Origin of the sequence: Micromonospora sp. AKA38 (assembly GCF_027925725.1) — a bacterium.
GTDB lineage: Bacteria > Actinomycetota > Actinomycetes > Mycobacteriales > Micromonosporaceae > Micromonospora.
In genome coordinates this window covers 1,159,948-1,178,831 of the sequence record NZ_BNEI01000003.1, presented here as the reverse complement: position 1 = coordinate 1,178,831, position 18,884 = coordinate 1,159,948, and the positions used below count along the sequence as shown (strand labels likewise).

At 73.5% G+C, this 18,884-nt stretch carries 16 protein-coding genes and 2 pseudogenes; 10 read left to right on the top strand and 8 right to left on the bottom strand.

Going from position 1 to position 18,884, the window contains the following annotated elements; translation table 11 throughout:
* Positions 1-19: 19 nt before the first annotated feature.
* Positions 20-721: a uracil-DNA glycosylase gene (ung, locus tag TPA0908_RS13960; protein WP_281938030.1), complete on the top strand. Its 702-nt coding sequence runs from the start codon at positions 20-22 to the stop codon at positions 719-721.
* Here ung and TPA0908_RS13955 read toward each other — a convergent pair.
* Positions 710-1,456 (bottom strand): helix-turn-helix domain-containing protein, encoded by a 747-nt coding sequence (locus TPA0908_RS13955; RefSeq protein WP_281938028.1) that lies wholly within the window; start codon positions 1,454-1,456, stop codon positions 710-712. The two genes, ung and TPA0908_RS13955, sit on opposite strands and share 12 nt — an antisense overlap.
* Positions 1,457-1,617: 161 nt before the next feature.
* Between TPA0908_RS13955 and tsaB the strand changes: the two genes are divergently transcribed.
* The 6 genes and pseudogenes from tsaB (at position 1,618) to TPA0908_RS13925 (ending at position 7,600) form a co-directional block, all read left to right on the top strand.
* Positions 1,618-2,313 (top strand): tRNA (adenosine(37)-N6)-threonylcarbamoyltransferase complex dimerization subunit type 1 TsaB, encoded by a 696-nt coding sequence (tsaB, locus tag TPA0908_RS13950; protein WP_281938027.1) that lies wholly within the window; start codon positions 1,618-1,620, stop codon positions 2,311-2,313.
* Positions 2,310-2,753 carry a ribosomal protein S18-alanine N-acetyltransferase gene (rimI, locus tag TPA0908_RS13945; protein WP_281938025.1) on the top strand — a complete coding sequence of 148 codons (444 nt, stop codon included), beginning with the start codon at positions 2,310-2,312 and terminating at the stop codon, positions 2,751-2,753. Before tsaB ends, rimI begins: the two co-directional genes overlap by 4 nt.
* Before the next feature lie 6 nt (positions 2,754-2,759).
* Positions 2,760-3,823 (top strand): annotated as a pseudogene (tsaD, locus tag TPA0908_RS13940) (tRNA (adenosine(37)-N6)-threonylcarbamoyltransferase complex transferase subunit TsaD); the annotation flags it as partial.
* Entirely contained in the window at positions 3,824-4,078 is a 255-nt protein-coding gene (locus TPA0908_RS13935; RefSeq protein ID WP_281938022.1) for a hypothetical protein, read from the top strand.
* A gap of 70 nt (positions 4,079-4,148) precedes the next feature.
* On the top strand, positions 4,149-5,855 hold the full coding sequence (locus tag TPA0908_RS13930) for an ABC transporter ATP-binding protein (protein WP_281938021.1): 1,707 nt from the start codon (positions 4,149-4,151) through the stop codon (positions 5,853-5,855).
* On the top strand, positions 5,852-7,600 hold the full coding sequence (locus TPA0908_RS13925; protein WP_281938020.1) for an ABC transporter ATP-binding protein: 1,749 nt from the start codon (positions 5,852-5,854) through the stop codon (positions 7,598-7,600). The genes TPA0908_RS13930 and TPA0908_RS13925 overlap by 4 nt, the downstream gene beginning before the upstream one ends.
* Before the next feature lie 65 nt (positions 7,601-7,665).
* Here the strand turns inward: TPA0908_RS13925 and TPA0908_RS13920 are convergent, their stop codons facing one another.
* The 7 genes and pseudogenes from TPA0908_RS13920 to TPA0908_RS13890 all read right to left on the bottom strand — a co-directional run bounded on the left by TPA0908_RS13920 (position 7,666) and on the right by TPA0908_RS13890 (position 14,667).
* Positions 7,666-8,403, bottom strand: coding sequence for a DUF4142 domain-containing protein (locus TPA0908_RS13920; protein ID WP_107158835.1), 738 nt, complete (start codon positions 8,401-8,403; stop codon positions 7,666-7,668).
* A gap of 99 nt (positions 8,404-8,502) precedes the next feature.
* The gene (locus tag TPA0908_RS13915; RefSeq protein ID WP_281938605.1) at positions 8,503-9,678 is read right to left on the bottom strand and encodes an ROK family protein; all 1,176 of its coding nucleotides are present in this window, start codon (positions 9,676-9,678) and stop codon (positions 8,503-8,505) included.
* Between the two features lie 32 nt (positions 9,679-9,710).
* Positions 9,711-10,970, bottom strand: a complete 1,260-nt coding sequence (locus TPA0908_RS13910; protein WP_281938019.1) for a sugar ABC transporter permease — start codon at positions 10,968-10,970, stop codon at positions 9,711-9,713.
* The gene (locus TPA0908_RS13905; RefSeq protein WP_107158841.1) at positions 10,967-11,785 is read right to left on the bottom strand and encodes an ATP-binding cassette domain-containing protein; all 819 of its coding nucleotides are present in this window, start codon (positions 11,783-11,785) and stop codon (positions 10,967-10,969) included. The genes TPA0908_RS13910 and TPA0908_RS13905 overlap by 4 nt, the downstream gene beginning before the upstream one ends.
* A gap of 106 nt (positions 11,786-11,891) precedes the next feature.
* Entirely contained in the window at positions 11,892-12,995 is a 1,104-nt protein-coding gene (locus tag TPA0908_RS13900) for a sugar ABC transporter substrate-binding protein (protein WP_281938017.1), read from the bottom strand.
* Between the two features lie 187 nt (positions 12,996-13,182).
* Positions 13,183-13,332 (bottom strand): annotated as a pseudogene (locus tag TPA0908_RS13895) (Cys-tRNA(Pro) deacylase); the annotation flags it as partial.
* 108 nt (positions 13,333-13,440) lie between these two features.
* The gene (locus TPA0908_RS13890) at positions 13,441-14,667 is read right to left on the bottom strand and encodes a THUMP-like domain-containing protein (protein ID WP_281938015.1); all 1,227 of its coding nucleotides are present in this window, start codon (positions 14,665-14,667) and stop codon (positions 13,441-13,443) included.
* A 255-nt stretch (positions 14,668-14,922) separates the two neighbouring features.
* On the opposite strand from TPA0908_RS13890, the gene groES reads away from it, so the two are divergent.
* From groES to TPA0908_RS13875, 3 genes are all read left to right on the top strand, one after another.
* Positions 14,923-15,237, top strand: a complete 315-nt coding sequence (gene groES / locus TPA0908_RS13885; protein ID WP_088998427.1) for a co-chaperone GroES — start codon at positions 14,923-14,925, stop codon at positions 15,235-15,237.
* A 70-nt stretch (positions 15,238-15,307) separates the two neighbouring features.
* Positions 15,308-16,954: a chaperonin GroEL gene (gene groL, locus TPA0908_RS13880; RefSeq protein ID WP_281938013.1), complete on the top strand. Its 1,647-nt coding sequence runs from the start codon at positions 15,308-15,310 to the stop codon at positions 16,952-16,954.
* 148 nt (positions 16,955-17,102) lie between these two features.
* A complete protein-coding gene (locus TPA0908_RS13875) occupies positions 17,103-18,707 on the top strand; it encodes a molybdopterin-dependent oxidoreductase (protein ID WP_281938011.1) in 1,605 nt (534 codons plus the stop codon).
* The last annotated feature ends 177 nt before the right edge of the window (positions 18,708-18,884 follow it).

Sequence of the window (18,884 nt, the reverse complement as noted above, 5' to 3'; positions counted from 1 at the left end):
CGACTGCGAAAGGTTGCCGATGCCCGACGACGTTCCCGCCCTCGATCTGTTGGCGCTCCTGCCCGAGCCGTGGCGGGAGGCGCTCACCCCGCACCTCGATCCGGCCCGCACCGCGGCGTTGGCCGACTTCGTCGCCCGGGAGTACGCGACCGCCATGGTCTTTCCCCCGCTGGCGGACCTGTTCTCCGCCTACCGGTTGTGCGGGCCGGCGGAGACCCGGGTGCTCATCCTCGGGCAGGACCCCTACCACAAGGCGGGGCAGGCGCACGGGTTGAGCTTCAGCGTGCGGGAGGGCGTGGCGGTGCCGCCGTCGCTGCGCAACGTCTTCAAGGAGCTGGGCGAGGACGTGGGCGTGCCGAAGCCGCGCAGCGGCAACCTCGACGGCTGGGCCGCCCAGGGTGTGCTGCTGCTCAACTCGGTGCTCACGGTCCGCCAGGCCACCCCCGGCTCGCACGCCAACCGGGGCTGGGAGGAGTTCACCGACGCCACCATCCGGGCGCTCGACGCGCTCGACCAGCGGGTGGTCTTCCTGCTGTGGGGCGGCTACGCGCGCAAGAAGGCGGCGCTGGTCACGAATTCGCGGCACGTGGTGCTGGAGGCCGGGCACCCGAGCCCGATGAACCCGCGCGGCTTCCTGGGCAGCCGGCCGTTCAGCGCGGCCAACAAGGCGCTCGCCGACGCCGGTCTGCCCACCGTCGACTGGGAACGCTCAGCCGGCTGACCCGCCGGTGCGGTCGGCTGCGTCGGCCGCTCCTGCTGCGCCGGCCGCCAGGCGTTGCCGGTGCCGGCGCAGCAGCTCGGCCGCGCGCCGGTCGGCCACCTCCACCTGGACCAGCGGCTCGACCGGGTAGGTGCGCCCACCCAGCCGCACCTCGATCGGCTCGGGCAGTTCCTCGACCATCCGGGCCCGCAGCTCGCCGTGGCGGGTCCGCCAGCGGTGCTCGCCCGGCTCCTCGGGCTCGTGGCGCACGCCGCCCCACTCCTCCCAGCGGGCGTTCCACCGCTGTGCGAGCGCCCGCCCCAGGAACGCGGTGAACGAGGGGGAGTCCCGCCACCGCACGGCGATCTCGACCGCCTCCACCGGTATCGGCGCGCCCTGCACCACGGCCGCCGTGCTGCCGGCCAGCACGTGGGGGAGGTCGCCGAGCGCGTCGACCAAGCGGTCCAGCCCGAGGCGGTCGAGCCGCTCGACCGGGTCGGTGCCGGCCAGCTCGTCGAGCGCCGCGTCCAGGTGGCTGTCGAGCGGCTCGGCCTCGATCCGTAGCTGCCGGTCGAGTGCGGCGAGGAGACGCTCCACGGTGGTCAGGCCGGGTAGCCGGTCGCCTCGTTCGATCCGGGCGATGGCGGCCTGGCTCAGCCCGGCGCGGGCGGCCAGTGCCTGCTGGGTGAGCCCGGCCCGGTCGCGTTCGTGCCGCAGCGTGCGGGCGATCTGGTGGGCCAGGTGACTCTCCGTCATCCCGGCAGGGTGGCATGTCTCGGCGGAGCGATATACCGCTGTGTCATATTTATGACTCCTAGGTATATCGCTTCACCGCATGGTGTTCCCTCCGGACGCTACCGTCCGTGACGGCATGCGGTGGGCGGCCCAGGCCGGGGGACGGGCTAGGCTGGCTTACCGTGCTCGTACTCGTGGTGGACTCCTCGACGCCCGCGGTGACCGCGGCGCTGGCCGAGGTCTCGGCGGACGGCGTCGTGCTGCGCGCGTCCCGGTGCACGGTCGACGCCCGGGCCCACGGCGAGCTGCTCGCGCCGCAGGTCGACGCGGTGCTCGCCGACGTGGGCGGGCGCCCGGCCGACCTGGGCGCGATCGTCGCCGGGCTCGGCCCCGGCCCGTTCACCGGGCTGCGGGTGGGGCTGGTCACCGCCGCCACCATGGGCCAGGTGCTCGGCGTCCCCACGTACGGCGTCTGCTCGCTGGACGGCCTCGGCCAGCCGACCGCCGCAAGCCACCCCGCCGCTGCGGGTGAGCTGGCGCTGGCGGCGAGCGACGCGCGGCGGCGCGAGGTCTACTGGGCCGTCTACGACGGCGCCGGACGGCGCGTCGCCGGCCCGGACGTGGCCGCCCCGGCGGTCGTCGCCGAGCGAGCCCGCGACCTGGCGGTCACCGTCGCGGTCGGCGACGGCGCCCAGCGGTACGCGGACGTGCTCGGCCTGCCGGTGCGGGCCGAGCCGCGCTACCCGGACCCGCTGGCGCTGGCCCGACTCGCCGCTGAGCGGATCCGCGCGGGTGCCCCGGGTGAGGCGCTCACCCCGCTCTACCTGCGCCGCCCGGACGCGGTGGCGGCCACCGGCCACAAGCCGGTCCTGCGATGAGGCTGAGCCGGTTCCGCTGGTGGCACGTCGACGAGGTGCTGCCCATCGAGGCGGACCTGTTCGGCGCCGAGCAGTGGTCCCCGGGCATGTTCTGGAACGAACTCGCCAACGGGCACTTCTACCTGGTCGCCATCGACGACGACGGCACGGTGGCCGGCTACGCCGGGTTGGCCGCGGCCCCGCCCGACGAGGCGTGGGTGCAGAACATCGCGGTCCGCCGGGGCGCCCAACGCCGGGGCGTGGGCCGGCTGCTGCTGGAGGCGCTGCTCGCCGAGGCGGCCCGGCGCGGCATCCGCAGCACGCTGTTGGAGGTCGCCGCCGACAACGCCCCCGCGCAGCGGCTCTACGCCACGTACGGCTTCGAGCCGATCGGCGTGCGGCGCGGCTACTACCAACCGAGCAATACCGACGCGCTGGTCATGCAGCGCCACGAGGACTGAACGCGGATGGCTGACGAACCCCTGATCCTCGGCATCGAGACGTCCTGCGACGAGACCGGCGTCGGCATCGTGCGCGGGCACACGCTGCTCGCCGACGCGCTGGCCTCCAGCGTCGAGGAGCACGCCCGGTTCGGCGGGGTGGTGCCCGAGGTGGCCAGCCGGGCCCACCTGGAGGCGATCGTGCCCACCATGGACCGGGCGTTGCGCGAAGCCGGCGTCACCATCGCCGACATCGACGCCATCGCGGTCACCTCCGGTCCGGGTCTGGCCGGCGCGCTGCTCGTCGGCGTCGCCGCCGCCAAGGGGTACGCGGTGGCCGCGGAGAAGCCGGTGTACGGCGTGAACCACCTCGCCGCGCACGTGGCCGTGGACACGCTGGAGCACGGTCCGCTGCCCGAGCCGGCGATCGCGTTGCTGGTCTCCGGCGGGCACTCCTCGCTGCTGCGCGTCGACGACCTGGCCCGGGGCGTGGTGCCGCTCGGCGCCACCATCGACGACGCGGCCGGGGAGGCGTTCGACAAGGTGGCCCGGCTGCTCGGGCTGCCGTTCCCCGGTGGCCCGTACATCGACCGGGAGGCGCGGGCCGGCGACCCGGCGTCGATCGCCTTCCCGCGCGGGCTGACCGCCGCGAAGGACCTGGTCGGACACCGGTTCGACTTCTCCTTCTCCGGCCTGAAGACGGCGGTGGCCCGCTGGGTGGAAGCGCGGCAGCGGGCCGGCGAGCCGGTGCCGGTGGCCGACGTGGCGGCGTCCTTCCAGGAGGCGGTCTGCGACGTGCTGGTCGGCAAGGCGCTTGATGCCTGCCGCAGCAGCGGGATCGACACGCTGGTGATCGGCGGCGGGGTGGCGGCCAACTCCCGGCTGCGGGCGATGGCCGAGCAGCGGGCCGCCAAGCACGGCGTCCGGGTGCGTACGCCCCGGCCGAAGCTCTGCACGGACAACGGCGCGATGGTGGCGGCGCTCGGGTCGCACCTGGTCGCCGCGGGCGTCGCCCCGAGCCGGCTGGACCTGCCGGCCGACTCGGCCATGCCGCTGACCGTGGTCAGCGTCTGACCGGGGAGGAAACCGACATGATCGTCCGGATGTGGGAGGCGAAGGCCGAGCCGTACGGCTTCGCCGAGCTGATCACCTGGGTGTGCGAGACCGCGCTGCCCGAGTTCGAGCACGACCCGATGCACGTCGGCAGCGAGGTGTTCTCCTCCACCGACCACCGGCTGGTGGTCATCTCGAAGTGGCGCAGCAACCCCCGGGAGTTGCCCGAACCGCCCACGCGCCTGGTCGCCCGTCCACCGCACAGCTGGGACTTCACCGAGGTCGACCGCTAGGCGACGGTCGTCACAGCGCCCGGAAACTGGTTGGCGTGCGGTCGGCCGCGCCACCTAGCGTCGGTGGGTCATGCGCTTCTCATCGGCCGGCGATCCCGGCACCCCCGACGCGCGGTCCGCCACCCGTTACCTGGTGTGGCTCGCCGGGCGACATCCCGTGTACTTCGGCGGCGGTCTGACGCTCGGCGTGATCTGGATGCTGGCCCAGGCGCTGGTGCCGGCCGCGATCGGCCGGGCCGTGGAGGCCGGGCTCGCCCAGCGCGACCCGGACGCGCTGGTGCGCTGGAGCCTCGCCCTGCTCGGGCTGGGGCTGGTCCAGGCCGGCGCCGGCATCCTGCGGCACCGCTGCGCGGTGCACAACTGGCTCGGCGCCGCGTACCGCACGGTGCAGGTCACCGTGGACGCCACCAACCGGCTCGGCGCCGCGCTGCCGCGCCGGGTCGCCGCCGGCGAGGTGGTGAGCATCGGCACGTCCGACATCGAGCACATCGGCAGCGCGATCGACATCACCGCCCGGGGCGTCGGGGCGGTGGTCGGCATCGTCACCGTCGCCACCATCCTGCTCACCGCGTCGCTGCCGCTCGGGCTGGTGGTGGTGCTCGGCGTGCCGCTGCTGATGGCGCTCGTCGCGCTGCTGATCCGGCCGCTGCACCGGCAGCAGGCGGCGTACCGGGAGTCGACCGGCCGGCTCACCGCGCGCGCCGCGGACATCGTCTCCGGCCTGCGGGTGCTGCGCGGCGTGGGCGGGGAGCCGGTGCTGGCCGCCCGCTACCGGGAACGGTCGCAGGCGTTGCGCGCCGACGGCCTGCGGGTGGCCCGGGTGGAGTCGCTGCTCCAGGCCGCCCAGATCCTGCTGCCCGGTGTGTTCGTGGTGCTGGTGACCTGGCTCGGCGCCCGGTTCGCGTTGCGCGGCGAGATCAGCGCCGGTGAGCTGGTGTCCTTCTACGGCTACACCGCGTTCCTGGTCAGCCCGCTGCGCAACCTCACCGAGGCGGCCGACAAGCTCACCCGGGGGCACGTCGCGGCCCGCCGGGTGGTCCGGCTGCTGCGGCTCGCGCCGGAGTTCACCGACCCGGCCCAGCCGGTGCCGGTGCCGTCCGGGCCGGGCGAGCTGGCGGACGCGCGCTCCGGGCTGGTGCTGCGGCCGGGCCGGCTCACCGCGCTGGCCGCCGCCGAACCGCAGGACGCGGCCGAGATCGCCGACCGCCTCGGCCGGTACGCCGACGGGGACGTGACGCTGCACGGCGTACCGCTGCGGGACGTGGCACTGGCGACGGTGCGGGAGCGGATCCTGGTGGCCGACAACGACGCGCAGCTGTTCAGCGGCGTGCTCCGCACGGAGCTGGACCCGCACGACCGGGCGGACCGCGCCACGGTCGAGGCGGCGCTCGCCGCGGCCGGCGCGACGGACATCGTCGAGGCGTTGCCAGGCGGCCTGGACGGCGCGGTCGCGGAGCGGGGCCGGGAGTTCTCCGGCGGGCAGCGGCAGCGCCTGCGGCTGGCCCGCGCGCTGGTCGCCGACCCGGAGACGCTGATCCTGGTCGAGCCCACCAGCGCGGTGGACGCGCACACCGAGGCGCGCGTCGCCGACCGGCTGGCCGCGGCCCGGTCCGGCCGCACCACGCTGGTCTGCACCACCAGCCCGCTGGTGCTCGGGCGCGCCGAGCACGTGGTCTTCGTGGAGGACGGCAAGGTCGTCGCCGAGGGCCGGCACGAGGAACTGCTCGCCGCCGAGCCCCGGTACGCGGCCACGGTGAGCCGGGAGGAGGACCGATGAGCAACGCGCTGCCCGTCGCCGACGCCGCGCGGGTCCGCCGGTACGTGCGGGAGCTGGTCCGCCGGCACCCGCGTGGCCTGGCCACCGTGCTCGGCCTGCACGCGCTCGCCGCGGCGGCCGGGCTGGTCACCCCGCGCCTGCTCGGTGACCTGGTCGAGGGCATCTCGCGGGGCGTGGCCGCCACCACCGTGGACCGGGTGGTGGCCGCCATCGCCGCGTTCGTGGTGGTGCAGTCGGTGCTGGTCCGGTTCGCGCACCTGGCCTCGGCCCGGCTCGGCGAGCGGGTCCTCGCCGAGCTGCGTGAGGAGTTCGTCGACCGGGTGCTGGCGCTGCCGCTGTCCACGGTGGAACGGGCCGGCACCGGTGACCTGCTCACCCGCACCTCCCGCGACGTGTCGGCACTGTCGCGGACGGTCCGGTTCGCCGGGCCGGAGACGCTGATCGCGGCCCTGACCGTGCTGCTGATCCTCGGCGCGCTGGTGCTGACCGGGCCGCTGCTGGCGCTGCCCAGCCTGCTCGCGGTGCCGGTGCTCTGGGCCGGCACCCGGTGGTACCTGCGCCGCGCGCCGGCCGGCTACCTGCGGGAGAACGCCGCCTACTCGGACATCACCGACGGGATCAGCGAGACGGTCGAGGGGGCGCGGACCACCGAGGCGCTGCGCCAGGCGGCCCGCCGCCGGGCCCGCGGCGACGCCGACATCCGCCGCTCGTACGCGGCCGAGCGGTACACGCTGTACCTGCGTACCGTGTTCTGGCCGGTGGCCGAGTTCGGCTACCTGGTGCCGATGGTGGCCACGCTGCTGATCGGCGGCTGGTTCCACCTGAAGGGCTGGGCCAGCCTGGGCCAGGTCACCGCCGCCACGCTCTACGCCCAGCAGCTCACCGACCCGATCGAACGGCTGCTCGGCTGGCTGGACGAGTTCCAGGTGGGCGGCGCCTCGCTGGCCCGGCTGCTCGGCGTGGCCACCGAGCCGGACGAGCGTTCCCCGGCGCCCGTCGCGTCGCGTCGGCCGACCACCGAGGGTCGGCTCGCCGCGCACGACGTCCGGTACGCGTACCGCCCCGGCCACGACGTGCTGCACGGCGTGACGCTGGTGCCCCGACCGGGGGAGCGGCTGGCCATGGTGGGCCCGTCCGGGGCGGGCAAGTCCACGCTGGGTCGGCTGCTGGCCGGCGTGCACACCCCGTCGGCCGGTGCGGTGACCGTCGACGGCCGACCCCTCGCCGAACTGCCCCTGGACGAGCTGCGTACCCACGTCGCGCTGGTCAGCCAGGAGCACCACGTGTTCATCGGCACGCTCGCCGACAACGTGGCGATGGTCCGACCGACCGCCGACCGGGCGGCGGTGCGCGCCGCGCTGGCCGCGGTCGACGCGCTGGACTGGGCGGAGGCGCTGCCGGCGGGGCTGGAGACGACCGTGGGGGCCGGCGGGCATCCGCTCACCCCGGCGCAGTCGCAGCAGCTCGCACTGGCCCGGCTGGTGCTCGCCGACCCGCACACGCTGGTGCTGGACGAGGCCACCTCGCTGATCGACCCGCGCGCCGCCCGCGCGCTGGAGCGGTCGCTGGCCGCGGTGCTGCACGGGCGGACCGTGATCGCCATCGCGCACCGGCTGTTCTCCGCACACGACGCGGACCGGGTGGCGGTGGTGTCCGACGGCCGAATCACCGAGCTGGGCCCACACGACGCCCTGGTAGCCGCCGACGGCCCCTACGCCGCCCTCTGGCGCTCCTGGCACGGCTGATGGGTGAAAGGAGGGGCCCTCTCTTAACGCCTGGCGTATAGGAAGGGGCCCCGCTTGAACGCCCGTCAGGCGCGACGCATCAGCCGCCAGGTCGTGTACCCGCCGGTGCCCAGCGCGAGCAGGAAGACCGCCCACACGATCCCGGTGCCCACCTGGAGCCCGCCGCCGCTGGACGCGTTGGCCTGGGCGGCGGCGACCAGCGAGTCGCTCTGCGCGGCCGGCAGCGCGGGCGGCGGCAACTGCTGCCAGCGGACCAGCCCGGTGCTCTCCAGCATGGTCATGTGGTCGTTGACGAACTTGTTGGCGTCCTCGGCCAGCTTGCGTACGACCGGGTCCTTGGTGCTCGCGCGCACCGCGCCGATCACCGGGAAGATGTTGCCGTGGGCGACCCGGAGCCGGGTGACGAAGATCTGGTCGAACTGCGCGCCGCTGGCGTTCTGCATCTCGGTCAGCCAACCCTTCTGCTGGGTCGTCGGGTCCGTCGGCAGCACCGCCCCCAGCTTGTTCGCCGCCTCGACCACCAGTTGGTCCAGGACACCGTGCTGGCGGGCGATCTCCGCGCCGACCTCCCGTACCCGGGGGGACTGGCCCTTCTCGGCGGCCATCGTGCCGGCCGGCATCTCCCAGAGCCCGGCCAGTCGGACGCCGTTGAGCAGCGTCATGTCCGCGGCGTTCATCTGCACCCCGGGATTGGGGGCGGCCAGGGCCGCGCCGGGAAGAACGCCGATCCCTGCGCCGATCGCGACGAGCAGCAGGGTCACCCGGTGCGCCAGCCGGCGACGTGCGGATTCCAGCGATGCCATGGTTGCGGTGCCTCCTCGGTCCGGACCGGTACGCGGGGTCGCGGGACGGCCGAGCCCACCGGCCGCCCGTCCGCACGTTGGTACGGATCACCGGGCCGATCAGTTCAGCGGGTCGGCCAGGAGGCGTTCGAAGGCCAGCTCGGCGGCGCCGACCAGGGCCGCGTCGTCGCCGAGTTCCGGGGTGCGCAGCCGCACGTGCTCCAGGCAGGCGGGCAGCCCGTTGCGGTTGAGCCGGCTGCGCACCTGGGCGGCGGCGGCCAGGTAGAGGTCGCGCATGGTGCCCCCGAAGATGACCATCTCCGGGTTGAAGATGTTGACCAGGTTGGCCACGCCGAAGCCGAGCCAGTCGCCGGCCTGCCGTACCGCGCTCTGCGCGCGGGCGTCCCCTCGGTCGGCCGCGTCGAAGACGCTGAGCAGCGCGTCCCGGCCGCGCGCCTCGGCCCGGCCGGCGGCCCGCAGCAGCCCGTGCTCGCCGATCTCGGTCTCCCAGCAGCCGTACCGGCCGCAGTCGCAGCGCGCCCCGTCGCGGACCACCACCATGTGGCCGACCTCGCCGCCGTAGCCGCCGTGCCCGGTCAGTCGCCGGCCACCGGCGATGATGCCGGCGCCCACGCCGACGTCGCCGTACAGGTAGAGGACGTTGTCGCAGCCGGTGGCCGCGCCGCGGGCGTGCTCGGCGAACGCGGCCACGTCGGCCACGTTGCCCACCGTGATGGGGACGTCGATGCCCAGCTCGGTGGCGAGCGCCGCGCCGATCGGCTCGTCCACCCAGCCGGTGGTGGGGCTGAGCCGCACCAGCCCGTCGTCGCGGCGCACCATGCCGCAGACCGCCACTCCGGCGCCGACGCAGAACGAGCCGTCCGGCACCGCCTGGTGCATCTCCTTGACGGCGCCGGCCAGCAGCGGGGCGGCCTCGCCGGCGACCAGGTTGCGCGGCCGGTCCAGCTCCCGGCGGTCGAGCACCTCACCGCCGAGGCCGACCCGCGCGGCCCGCAGCCGGTCCACCTCGACGCTGTACGCGTACGCGTAGACCCGTCCCGACTCGGGCCGGACGACGAGTGACGGTCGTCCGGCCCGGCCGGTCTCCTTCGGCGTCCCCTCGCTGACCAGACCGGCGCCGGCCAGGTCGGCGGTCAGCGCGCCGATGGTGCTGCGGTTGAGCCCGAGCGCGGTGGTCAGCTCCGCGCGCGTGGTGGCCCCGTGCACGTGCACGTAGCGGAGCAATGCGCCCAGGTTCTGCCGTCGGATCTCGTCCTGGCTGGGACCCGCGCGCATTGCCACTGCCATGGTGTGTCCGTACCCCGGGGTCAGCGCGTGCCGGTGGCGGCGGCCCGCCGCCTCGACAGCGCGTCGATGGTCGCCGCGGCGAGCAGCACCACGCCGGTGACCACGAACTTGACGCCCGAGCTGTATCCCATCAGTCCCATACCGTTGTCGATCACCGCGACCACCGCGCCACCGAGCACGGCGTCGAGGACCCGGCCCTTGCCGCCGAAGAGGCTGGTGCCGCCGATCACCGCTGCGCCGACGGCGTACAGCAGCACGTTACTGCCACCGGTGTTGGGGTCGACCGAGTTGGCCCGGCTGGCCGCCACGATGCCGCCGATGGCGGCCATCCCGGAGCAGATGACGAAGACCGAGATGCGGATCTTGTCCACGTTGATGCCGGCCCGGCGGGCCGCCTCGGCGTTGCCGCCGACCGCGTAGATGTGCCGGCCGTAGCTGGTGCGCTGGAGCACGAACGTCCAGACGACCAGCAGCAGCGCGATGATCGGCACCACGATCGGCACGCCCTTGAGCGAGACCACCAGCACGTTGCGGCTGCGCTCCAGGTTCAGCACGTAGACCGCGACGCCGAGCACCACGGCGAGCCCGCCGATCCGCGCGGCCACCACCGCGATCGGGTCGGTGAGCAGGCCCCGGGCGGACCGGTTGCGGTGCCGCAGGAGCTGCACGGCCGCGTACCCGGCGATGGCCAGCGCGGCCAGCGCCCAGCCCAGCACCGGGGAGATGTTGCGGTTGGCGATCGCCACCAGCACGTCGTCGCGGACCGCGATGTTCGCGCCCTCGTCCATCAGCGTCAGCACGACGCCCTGGAACGCCAGGAAGCCGGCAAGCGTCACCACGAAGGACGGGATGCCGACCTTCGCGACCAGCAGGCCGAGCACGACGCCGATGACCACGCCGGTGACGACGGCGGCCAGCACCGCCACGTACCAGGGGTAGCCGAGCACGGTGACGGTGTTGGCCAGGATCGCCGCGCAGACGCCGCTGGCGAACCCGGCGGAGAGGTCGATCTCGCCGAGCAGCAGCACGAAGACCAGACCCATCGCGATAAGCGTGACCGCGGCGCCCTGGGTGAACAGGTTGGCGAGGTTGCCGGCCGTGAAGAACGACGGGCGGGCGATCGAGAAGCCCACCGCGAGCACGACCAGCATGACCACGGCGGGCAGCGCGCCGATGTCGCCGCCGCGTACCCGGCGCCAGTAGTTGTTCACGTGGCTGCCCACGGTCGGCGCCGGGGCGACGCCCGCCGGGCCTTCCTTCTTCACGACGGTGGCGGTCATCGGACGGCTCCTGGGGTGGTGTCGGCGGGCGCGGCGCCGGTGCCGTTGCTGCCCGGTTCGCCGGCGAGGCCGAGGCCGCCGGAGCGGCCGGCGGTGATCAGCTCGACCACCTGCGAGTGGGTGATGTCGGTGGTCTTCACCTGGGCGACCATCTGGCCGAGGTAGAGCGCCGCGATCCGGTCGGAGACGGCGAAGACGTCGTTCATGTTGTGCGAGATGAGCACCACGGCCAGGCCGTTGTCGGCCAGCCGGCGGACCAGCTCCAGCACCTGGGCGGTCTGCGCGACGCCGAGCGCGGCGGTCGGCTCGTCCAGGATGACCAGCCGGCTGTTCCAGAGCACCGCCTTGGCGATGGCCACCGTCTGCCGCTGGCCGCCGGAGAGGCTGGACACGTGCTGACGCAGCGACTTCACGGTGCGGACGCTGAGGCCGGCGAGCGTCTCGGCGGCCATCTGCTCCATGGTCGGCTCGTCGAGCACGATGCCGCTGCGCTTCTCCCGGCCGAGGAACATGTTCTGCACGATGTCGAGGTTGTCGCAGAGCGCCAGGTCCTGGTAGACGACCTCGATCCCGAGCGCGGCGGCGTCCCGGGGGCTGCTGATGCTCACCGGTCGGCCGTCGAAGAGGAACTCGCCGGCGTCGGTGGGGTAGATGCCGCTGATGCACTTGACCAGGGTCGACTTGCCGGCGCCGTTGTCGCCGACCAGCGCGGTCACCTCGCCGGGGTGTGCGGCGAAGGCGACGTCACGCAGCACCTGGACGGGACCGAAGCTCTTGTCGATCCCGCGTAGCTCCAGCAGGGGGGTTGCGGACACGGGGGTCTCCTTTGGGCGGAGGGAGGTCTCGGATCCCGTCCGGCGTGGGCGCCGCCCGGCGCGGGAGTCGTCCCGTGCCGGGCGGCGCCGCCTGAGGCGGGGTGGGTCAGCTCACGCCGGCGTCGGTGCAGAGCTTGGTGAACGCACCGGTGCAGAGCTCGTCCTTGGTGATGTAGCCGTCGGCCACGACGTCCTTGACGCTGTCCTTGTAGATGGCCTTCGGCTCCAGCAGCACGGCCGGCACGTCCCGGTTGCCCTCCGGGTCCTTGACGGTCTGGCCGGTGTCCTTCCGCTCGCCCTTGGCGAGTGCGATGGCCAGCTCGGAGGCGGCGTCCGCCTCCTTCTTGACGGCCTTGTAGACGGTCATGCACTGGTCACCGGCGAGGATGTTCTGCAGACCCTCCTTGGTGGCGTCCTGACCGGTCACCGGGACCTTGCCGTTGAGCTTGTTCTTCTTCAGCACCGAGATGGCCGCGTTGCCGAGACCGTCGTTGGCGGCGAGCACACCGTCGATCTTGCCGTTGGCCTTGGTGAGCTGCTGCTCGAAGATGGTGGCGGCCTGCGCGTTGTCCCACGCCGGCACCGAGTCGTCGGCGACCTTGGTGTACTCCTTCGAGTCGAACTTCGGCTTGAGCACCGAGTCGTACCCGTTCTTGAACAGGGTGGCGTTGTTGTCGGTCGGCGAGCCGTTGAGGTACGCGATCGACGGGTTCTTGGCGCCCTTGTCGGTCAGGCACTTGCTCAGGCCCTCGCCCTGGAGCTTGCCGACGGCCTCGTTGTCGAAGCTGACGTAGTACTGGGCGGAGCCGCCCAGGGTCAGCCGGTCGTAGTCGATCGTGGCGACGCCCTGCGACTTGGCCTTGTCGAGCACGGCCTTGCCGGTGCCGGAGTCCAGGTTGACGATCATCAGCACGTTCACGCCGTTGGTGATCATCTGGTCGGCGATGGTCTGGAACGCGGTCTTGTCGTTCTGCGCGTTCTGGATGTCGGACTCGACGCCGGCCGCGTCGAACGCCGCCTTGAGGAACTTGCGGTCCGCGCCCTCCCAGCGGGCGGAGGACTTGCTGTCCGGCAGGATCACGCCGATCTTCGGCTTCTTGTCGTTCGAACCGCCGGCCTTGTCGGAGGAATCGCCGCTGTCTCCACAGGCGGCCATGCTGCCGGTCGCGAGGAGACCGACGGCCGCGAAGGTGAGGAAGCCCTTGCGCATGTGCACGGGTCCTTTCGGGGGGTGGGGGAGTTGTTGACGGTGTTTTGTTGTGTCCGGCAACGTATTCCGCGCTTCCCGCGCTCCGCAAGAGTGCCGAGGTCAGAAGTTTGTTGGCGGCGGTAACAATTCAGCAACGCGGTTGTCACCCGGCGGACACCGGCTGCGGAAACGCTCCCAGTGTCCTGGTTCAGCCGGCCGCGATCGGGGCGGTCACGGCCCCGGTCAGCGCCACCAGATCGCCCGGTGCGAGTTGCACCTGGAGACCGCGGCGACCGGCCGAGACGTACACCGTCGGGTGTGCCAGCGCGGACGCGTCGACCACGGTCGGCAGCGCCCGGTGTGCGATCTTCCGCCTGGTCGGCAGCACGATCGCCGGAGTGCCCTGTCCCGCCATGACGGTCAAGCTAACCCGACCGCCGCCGGTCGGCGAGCCGGAACGGGCCGCTCAGCCGGAGGCCGGGCGGCCGATCAGCACGGTGGGTGCGCCGGCCACCCGGGTCAGTACCAGGCTGGCCGCCTCGTCGCCGGCCAGGCGCAGGTCACGGCGCAGCTTCTCCGGCTCCAGCGCCGAGCCCCGCTTCAGGATCTCCACCCGGCCGACCCGGCGCTCCCGCAGCAGGGCGCGCAGCCGCTTCAGCGAGAACGGCAGCACGTCGGTGATCTCCAGGCAGCGGGCGAACGGGGTGGGGTGTGCCGTGTCCGCGTACAGGTAGGCGATCGACGGGTCGGCGAGCGTGGCGCCCAGGTCGGCGGCCAGCTCCGCGACCAGGTGCGCGCGTACCACCGCCGGGTCGGGGTCGTACAGGAACCGCCGCACCGCGCCCACCTCCGCCTCGTCGGCGCCGGTGCCGGTGAGGTGGTGAGAGGGGGCCCCGTCTCTACCGGAGGCGTGAGGAGGGGGCCCGTCCTTCTCCTGGAGCAGGGTGGCGCGGCGGGGGACGCCGGCGAGCGGGCCGCACCAGAGGGCGGCCTCCACCAGGTCGCCGTCGACGCTCACCCACTCCGCCTCGGCGCCGGCCGGGATCAGCGCGTGGTCCAGGCCGGGCGCCACCTTGACCACGGTGCGCGGCACGCGCGCGGCCAGCCCGGTGACGAAGTCCCACGGCGGCGAGTAGGCGTTCGGGTCGAAGATGCGCCGCCCGGTGCCGGCCCGCCGCCGCGCCGGGTCGCAGAACGCCCCGTCGACCCGGGTCACGTCGAACGCGGTGGCGTCGCCGCACTCCACCGTGACCAGTCCGGCCAGCCCGGCGGCCTCGGCGTTCGCGGCGGCCATCGCGGCGGTGACCGGGTCGGCCTCCACCGCGTACACCCGGATGCCGGCGCGGGCCGCGGCGAGCGCGTCGGCGCCCAGCCCGCACCCGAGGTCGGCAAGCGTGGTCACGCCCGCGGCGCGCAGCCGGGCGGCCCGCCGGTCGGCGACCGCCCGGCGGGTGGCCTGCTCCAGCCCGGGGCGGGTGAGGAACATCCGGGCCGCCGCCGGGCCGAACTTGCCGACCGCCCGGCGGCGCAGCTCCGCCTGGGTCAGCGCCGCCGCCGCGAGCCCGCCCGGGATCCCGGCCGAGCGCAGCGCGGCGGCCGCCGCCAGCGGGTCGCCGCCGGCCACCCGCTCCGCCGCGGCGAGGGCGTCCGACCCCTCGGGGGTACGCAGCGCGATGAGCTGGTCGAGATCCATCCGCCCATTCTCCCGACCCGCTCCGGAGGCGACACGACGGGCGACGCGCTGGCACTCTCCTTGACGGAGTGCTAGCCGAGGAATAACCTGCGATTAGCACTCTCACCCTGAGGGTGCCAACGCCCGGGCCTGGTGCCCGAGCGTTGAACGCCAGGCGGACCGGCACCCGCGACGACGGCCCCGCCCGGTGGCATGTGGCAGATTGACGCCGGTCGGCGTGTCGACCGGCAACGACACCAAGTACCCCAGGAGGGTATGCCCGTGACTACCGCGACCAAGGTTGCGATCAAGCCGCTCGAGGACCGCATCGTGGTGCAGGCGAACGAGGCCGAGACCACCACCGCCTCGGGCATCGTGATCCCCGACACCGCCAAGGAGAAGCCGCAGGAGGGCACCGTCCTCGCTGTCGGCCCGGGCCGGATCGACGACAAGGGCAACCGCGTGCCGGTCGACGTGAAGGTCGGCGACACCGTCCTCTACTCGAAGTACGGCGGCACCGAGGTCAAGTACGCCGGCGAGGAGTACCTGGTGCTCTCCGCCCGCGACGTCCTCGCGGTCATCGAGAAGTAAGCAACCGATCAGTGTCGTTGCCCCGGTCCGGCTCGCCGGGCCGGGGCAACGTCGCTTCGAAGGGATACTGATGGCAAAGATCCTGAGCTTCTCGGATGACGCCCGGCACCTGCTCGAGCACGGTGTCAACGCCCTCGCGAACGCGGTCAAGGTCACCCTCGGCCCACGCGGGCGCAACGTCGTCCTGGACAAGAAGTTCGGTGCGCCCACGATCACCAACGACGGCGTGACCATCGCCAAGGAGATCGAGCTCACCAACCCGTACGAGAACCTCGGTGCGCAGCTGGTCAAGGAGGTGGCGACCAAGACCAACGACGTCGCCGGCGACGGGACCACCACCGCCACCGTGCTGGCCCAGGCCATGGTCCGGGAGGGCCTGCGCAACGTGGCCGCCGGCACCAACCCGACCGGCCTGAAGCGGGGCATCGACGCGGCGGCCGCCAAGGTCTCCGAGGCGCTGCTCGGCAAGGCCGTCGAGGTCGCCAGCAAGGAGTCGATCGCGCACGTCGCGACCATCTCCGCGCAGGACGCCACGATCGGCGAGCTGATCGCCGAGGCGATGGAGCGGGTCGGCCGCGACGGTGTGATCACCGTCGAGGAGGGCTCCGCGCTCACCACCGAGCTGGAGGTGACCGAGGGTCTCCAGTTCGACAAGGGCTTCATCTCGCCGAACTTCGTCACCGACGTGGAGGGGCAGGAGGCGGTCCTGGAGGACCCGTACATCCTGATCACCACGCAGAAGATCTCGGCCATCGAGGAGCTGCTGCCGCTGCTGGAGAAGGTCCTCCAGAACAGCAAGCCGCTGCTCATCATCGCCGAGGACGTCGAGGGTCAGGCGCTGTCCACCCTGGTGGTCAACGCCATCCGCAAGACCGTCAAGGTCTGCGCGGTGAAGGCCCCCGGGTTCGGCGACCGTCGCAAGGCGATGCTGCAGGACATGGCGATCCTGACCGGCGCCGAGCTGGTCGCCCCGGAGCTGGGCTACAAGCTCGACCAGGTCGGCCTGGAGGTGCTCGGCACCGCCCGCCGCGTCGTGGTCGACAAGGAGAACACCACCGTCGTCGACGGCGGCGGCCAGTCCGCCGAGGTCGCCGACCGGGTCGCCCAGATCCGTAAGGAGATCGAGGCCTCGGACTCCGAGTGGGACCGGGAGAAGCTGGCCGAGCGGCTGGCGAAGCTCTCCGGCGGCATCGCGGTGATCAAGGTCGGCGCGGCCACCGAGGTCGAGATGAAGGAGCGCAAGCACCGCATCGAGGACGCCATCGCCGCGACCAAGGCCGCGGTCGAGGAGGGTACGGTCCCGGGCGGCGGCGCCGCGCTGGCCCAGATCCTGCCGGTGCTCGACGACGACCTGGGCTTCACCGGTGAGGAGAAGGTCGGTGTCTCGATCGTGCGCAAGGCGCTCGTCGAGCCGCTGCGCTGGATCGCCCAGAACGCCGGCCACGACGGTTACGTGGTGGTGCAGAAGGTCATCGGCCAGGAGTGGGGCCACGGCCTCGACGCCGCCACCGGCGAGTACGTCGACCTGGCCAAGTCCGGCATCCTCGACCCGGTGAAGGTGACCCGGAACGCGGTCACCAACGCCGCGTCGATCGCCGGCCTGCTGCTCACCACCGAGGGTCTGGTCGTGGAGAAGCCGGCCGAGGCGGAGTCGGCCGCCGGCGGTGGCCACGGCCACGGCCACGGTCACGGCCACCAGCACGGCCCGGGCTTCTGACCCGAGGAGTACGCCCGACGTCAGGGCACACCGCCGAGCCGGCGGTGTGCCCTGACGCCTGTTCGGGCCGCTGACAGCGCGGCCGTATCGCTTACGGAACGCTGACGGAATTGGCGGCCGGCCCGACCGGTCGACCAGACTGGGTCGGGTGAGCACGATCTCCCGCCGCCACGCGGCAGTGTCCGGTGTCGTCGCCGCCGTGGTGGCGCTCGGCGTCGCCGAGCCGGTGGCCGTCCTGACCGGTCCCCGGTCCGCCCCGCTGATCGCCGTCGGCGGCCTCGTGGTCGACCTGGTGCCCGAGCCGCTCAAGCAGTTCGCCATCGACGTCTTCGGCACGTACGACAAGATCGCCCTGTTGGTCGGGACGGCGCTGCTGCTGGCCGGTTTCGCGGCGCTGCTCGGCCTGGCGGCGGCCCGACGGCTGGTGGTCGGCCTGGCCGGCATCGCCGCGTTCGCCGTGCTCGGTGTCGTCGCCGCGCTGACCCGGGCCGGCGCGGACGCGTTCGACGCGCTGCCCGCCCTGGTCGGCGGCGCGCTCGGCGGGCTCACGCTCTGGGCCTTCGTGGCCGGCCCGCTGCGACCGGACCGCGGCCCGGCGGCCACCCTGCCGCAGTCTCCGGTGGCCGCCGCGCTCGCGCGTGAGGAGGACGACCCGGGCGGTTGGGAGCCGCTGGAGCGCGGGGACCTGGAGTCGCGTCGCCGGTTCCTACGCGGCGCCGGCCTGCTGACCGGTGCGGCGGCGGTGGCCGGGCTGGGTGGGCACTGGCTCGCCGGGCGGCGGGGCGTCTCGGCGGCCCGGCAGGCGGTGACGTTGCCCGCCCCGGCCGCGCCCGCCCCGCCGGTGCCGGCCGGCGCGGACCTGTCCCTGCCCCGGCTGGCCCCCTACGTCACGCCGAACCGGGAGTTCTACCGGATCGACACCGCCCTGGTGGTCCCGCAGGTGGATCCGGTCACCTGGAAGCTGCGCATCCACGGCCGGGTCCGTAACCCGATCGAGTTGAGCTTCGACGACCTGCTGGCCCGGCCGATGGTGGAGCGTTACGTGACGCTGGCCTGTGTCTCCAACGAGGTGGGCGGCGATCTGATCGGCAACGCCCGCTGGCTCGGGGTGCCGCTCAAGGAGCTGCTGGACGAGGCGGACCCGGAGGAGGGGGCGGACCAGGTGGTCGGCCGCGCGGTCGACGGCTGGACCTGCGGCACCCCCACGTCCGTGTTGCGCGATGGCCGGGACGCGCTGCTCGCGGTCGGGATGAACGGCGAGCCGCTGCCGATCGAGCACGGCTTCCCGGTCCGGATGGTGGTGCCCGGCCTCTACGGGTACGTCTCGGCGTGCAAGTGGCTGACCGAGCTGGAGCTGACCAGCTTCGCCGACTTCGACGCGTACTGGGTGCCGCGCGGCTGGTCCGCCCAGGGGCCGGTCAAGACGCAGTCCCGGATCGACACGCCCCGTGCCCGCAGCCGTCCGGCCGCCGGCCAGGTGACGGTCGCCGGGGTGGCGTGGGCGCAGCACCGGGGCGTCCGCCGTGTCGAGGTACGCGTCGACGACGGCCCCTGGCGGGAGGCGACGCTGGCCCCGGCCGTGTCGTCGGACACCTGGGTCCAGTGGTCGTGGCGCTGGGACGCCACCCCGGGCGAGCACCGCCTCCAGGTGCGCGCCACCGACGCGGCCGGCGAGACGCAGCCGGAGCAGCGCAGCCCGGTGGCCCCGGACGGCGCGACCGGCTGGCACACCGTCCCGGTGACCGTCGCCTGACCCGCCGGCTGCTGGGGTCACCCGGTTCCACGGCATGGCGGACCGGCGGGATGGACCGGCGGGGTGGCCGGACCAACCCGGGGTGAAGGCCGTCGTCATGGCTGCCTACCAACTTGATGGCGCGAACGGTTCAGCGGTCGATGGTCGGCCGGTTGACCGGTGTGCTGCCCCGACCGG

Coding starts and splice junctions, on each gene's coding strand:
- TPA0908_RS13925 (WP_281938020.1), top strand. CDS start 5,852: ATGAGCAACGCGCTGCCCGTCGCCGACGCCGCGCGGGTCCGCCGGTAC.
- TPA0908_RS13930 (WP_281938021.1), top strand. CDS start 4,149: ATGCGCTTCTCATCGGCCGGCGATCCCGGCACCCCCGACGCGCGGTCC.
- TPA0908_RS13915 (WP_281938605.1), bottom strand. CDS start 9,678: ATGCGCGCGGGTCCCAGCCAGGACGAGATCCGACGGCAGAACCTGGGC.
- TPA0908_RS13890 (WP_281938015.1), bottom strand. CDS start 14,667: ATGGATCTCGACCAGCTCATCGCGCTGCGTACCCCCGAGGGGTCGGAC.
- TPA0908_RS13910 (WP_281938019.1), bottom strand. CDS start 10,970: ATGACCGCCACCGTCGTGAAGAAGGAAGGCCCGGCGGGCGTCGCCCCG.
- TPA0908_RS13935 (WP_281938022.1), top strand. CDS start 3,824: ATGATCGTCCGGATGTGGGAGGCGAAGGCCGAGCCGTACGGCTTCGCC.
- ung (WP_281938030.1), top strand. CDS start 20: ATGCCCGACGACGTTCCCGCCCTCGATCTGTTGGCGCTCCTGCCCGAG.
- TPA0908_RS13900 (WP_281938017.1), bottom strand. CDS start 12,995: ATGCGCAAGGGCTTCCTCACCTTCGCGGCCGTCGGTCTCCTCGCGACC.
- TPA0908_RS13920 (WP_107158835.1), bottom strand. CDS start 8,403: ATGGCATCGCTGGAATCCGCACGTCGCCGGCTGGCGCACCGGGTGACC.
- rimI (WP_281938025.1), top strand. CDS start 2,310: ATGAGGCTGAGCCGGTTCCGCTGGTGGCACGTCGACGAGGTGCTGCCC.
- groES (WP_088998427.1), top strand. CDS start 14,923: ATGCCCGTGACTACCGCGACCAAGGTTGCGATCAAGCCGCTCGAGGAC.
- TPA0908_RS13955 (WP_281938028.1), bottom strand. CDS start 1,456: ATGACGGAGAGTCACCTGGCCCACCAGATCGCCCGCACGCTGCGGCAC.
- groL (WP_281938013.1), top strand. CDS start 15,308: ATGGCAAAGATCCTGAGCTTCTCGGATGACGCCCGGCACCTGCTCGAG.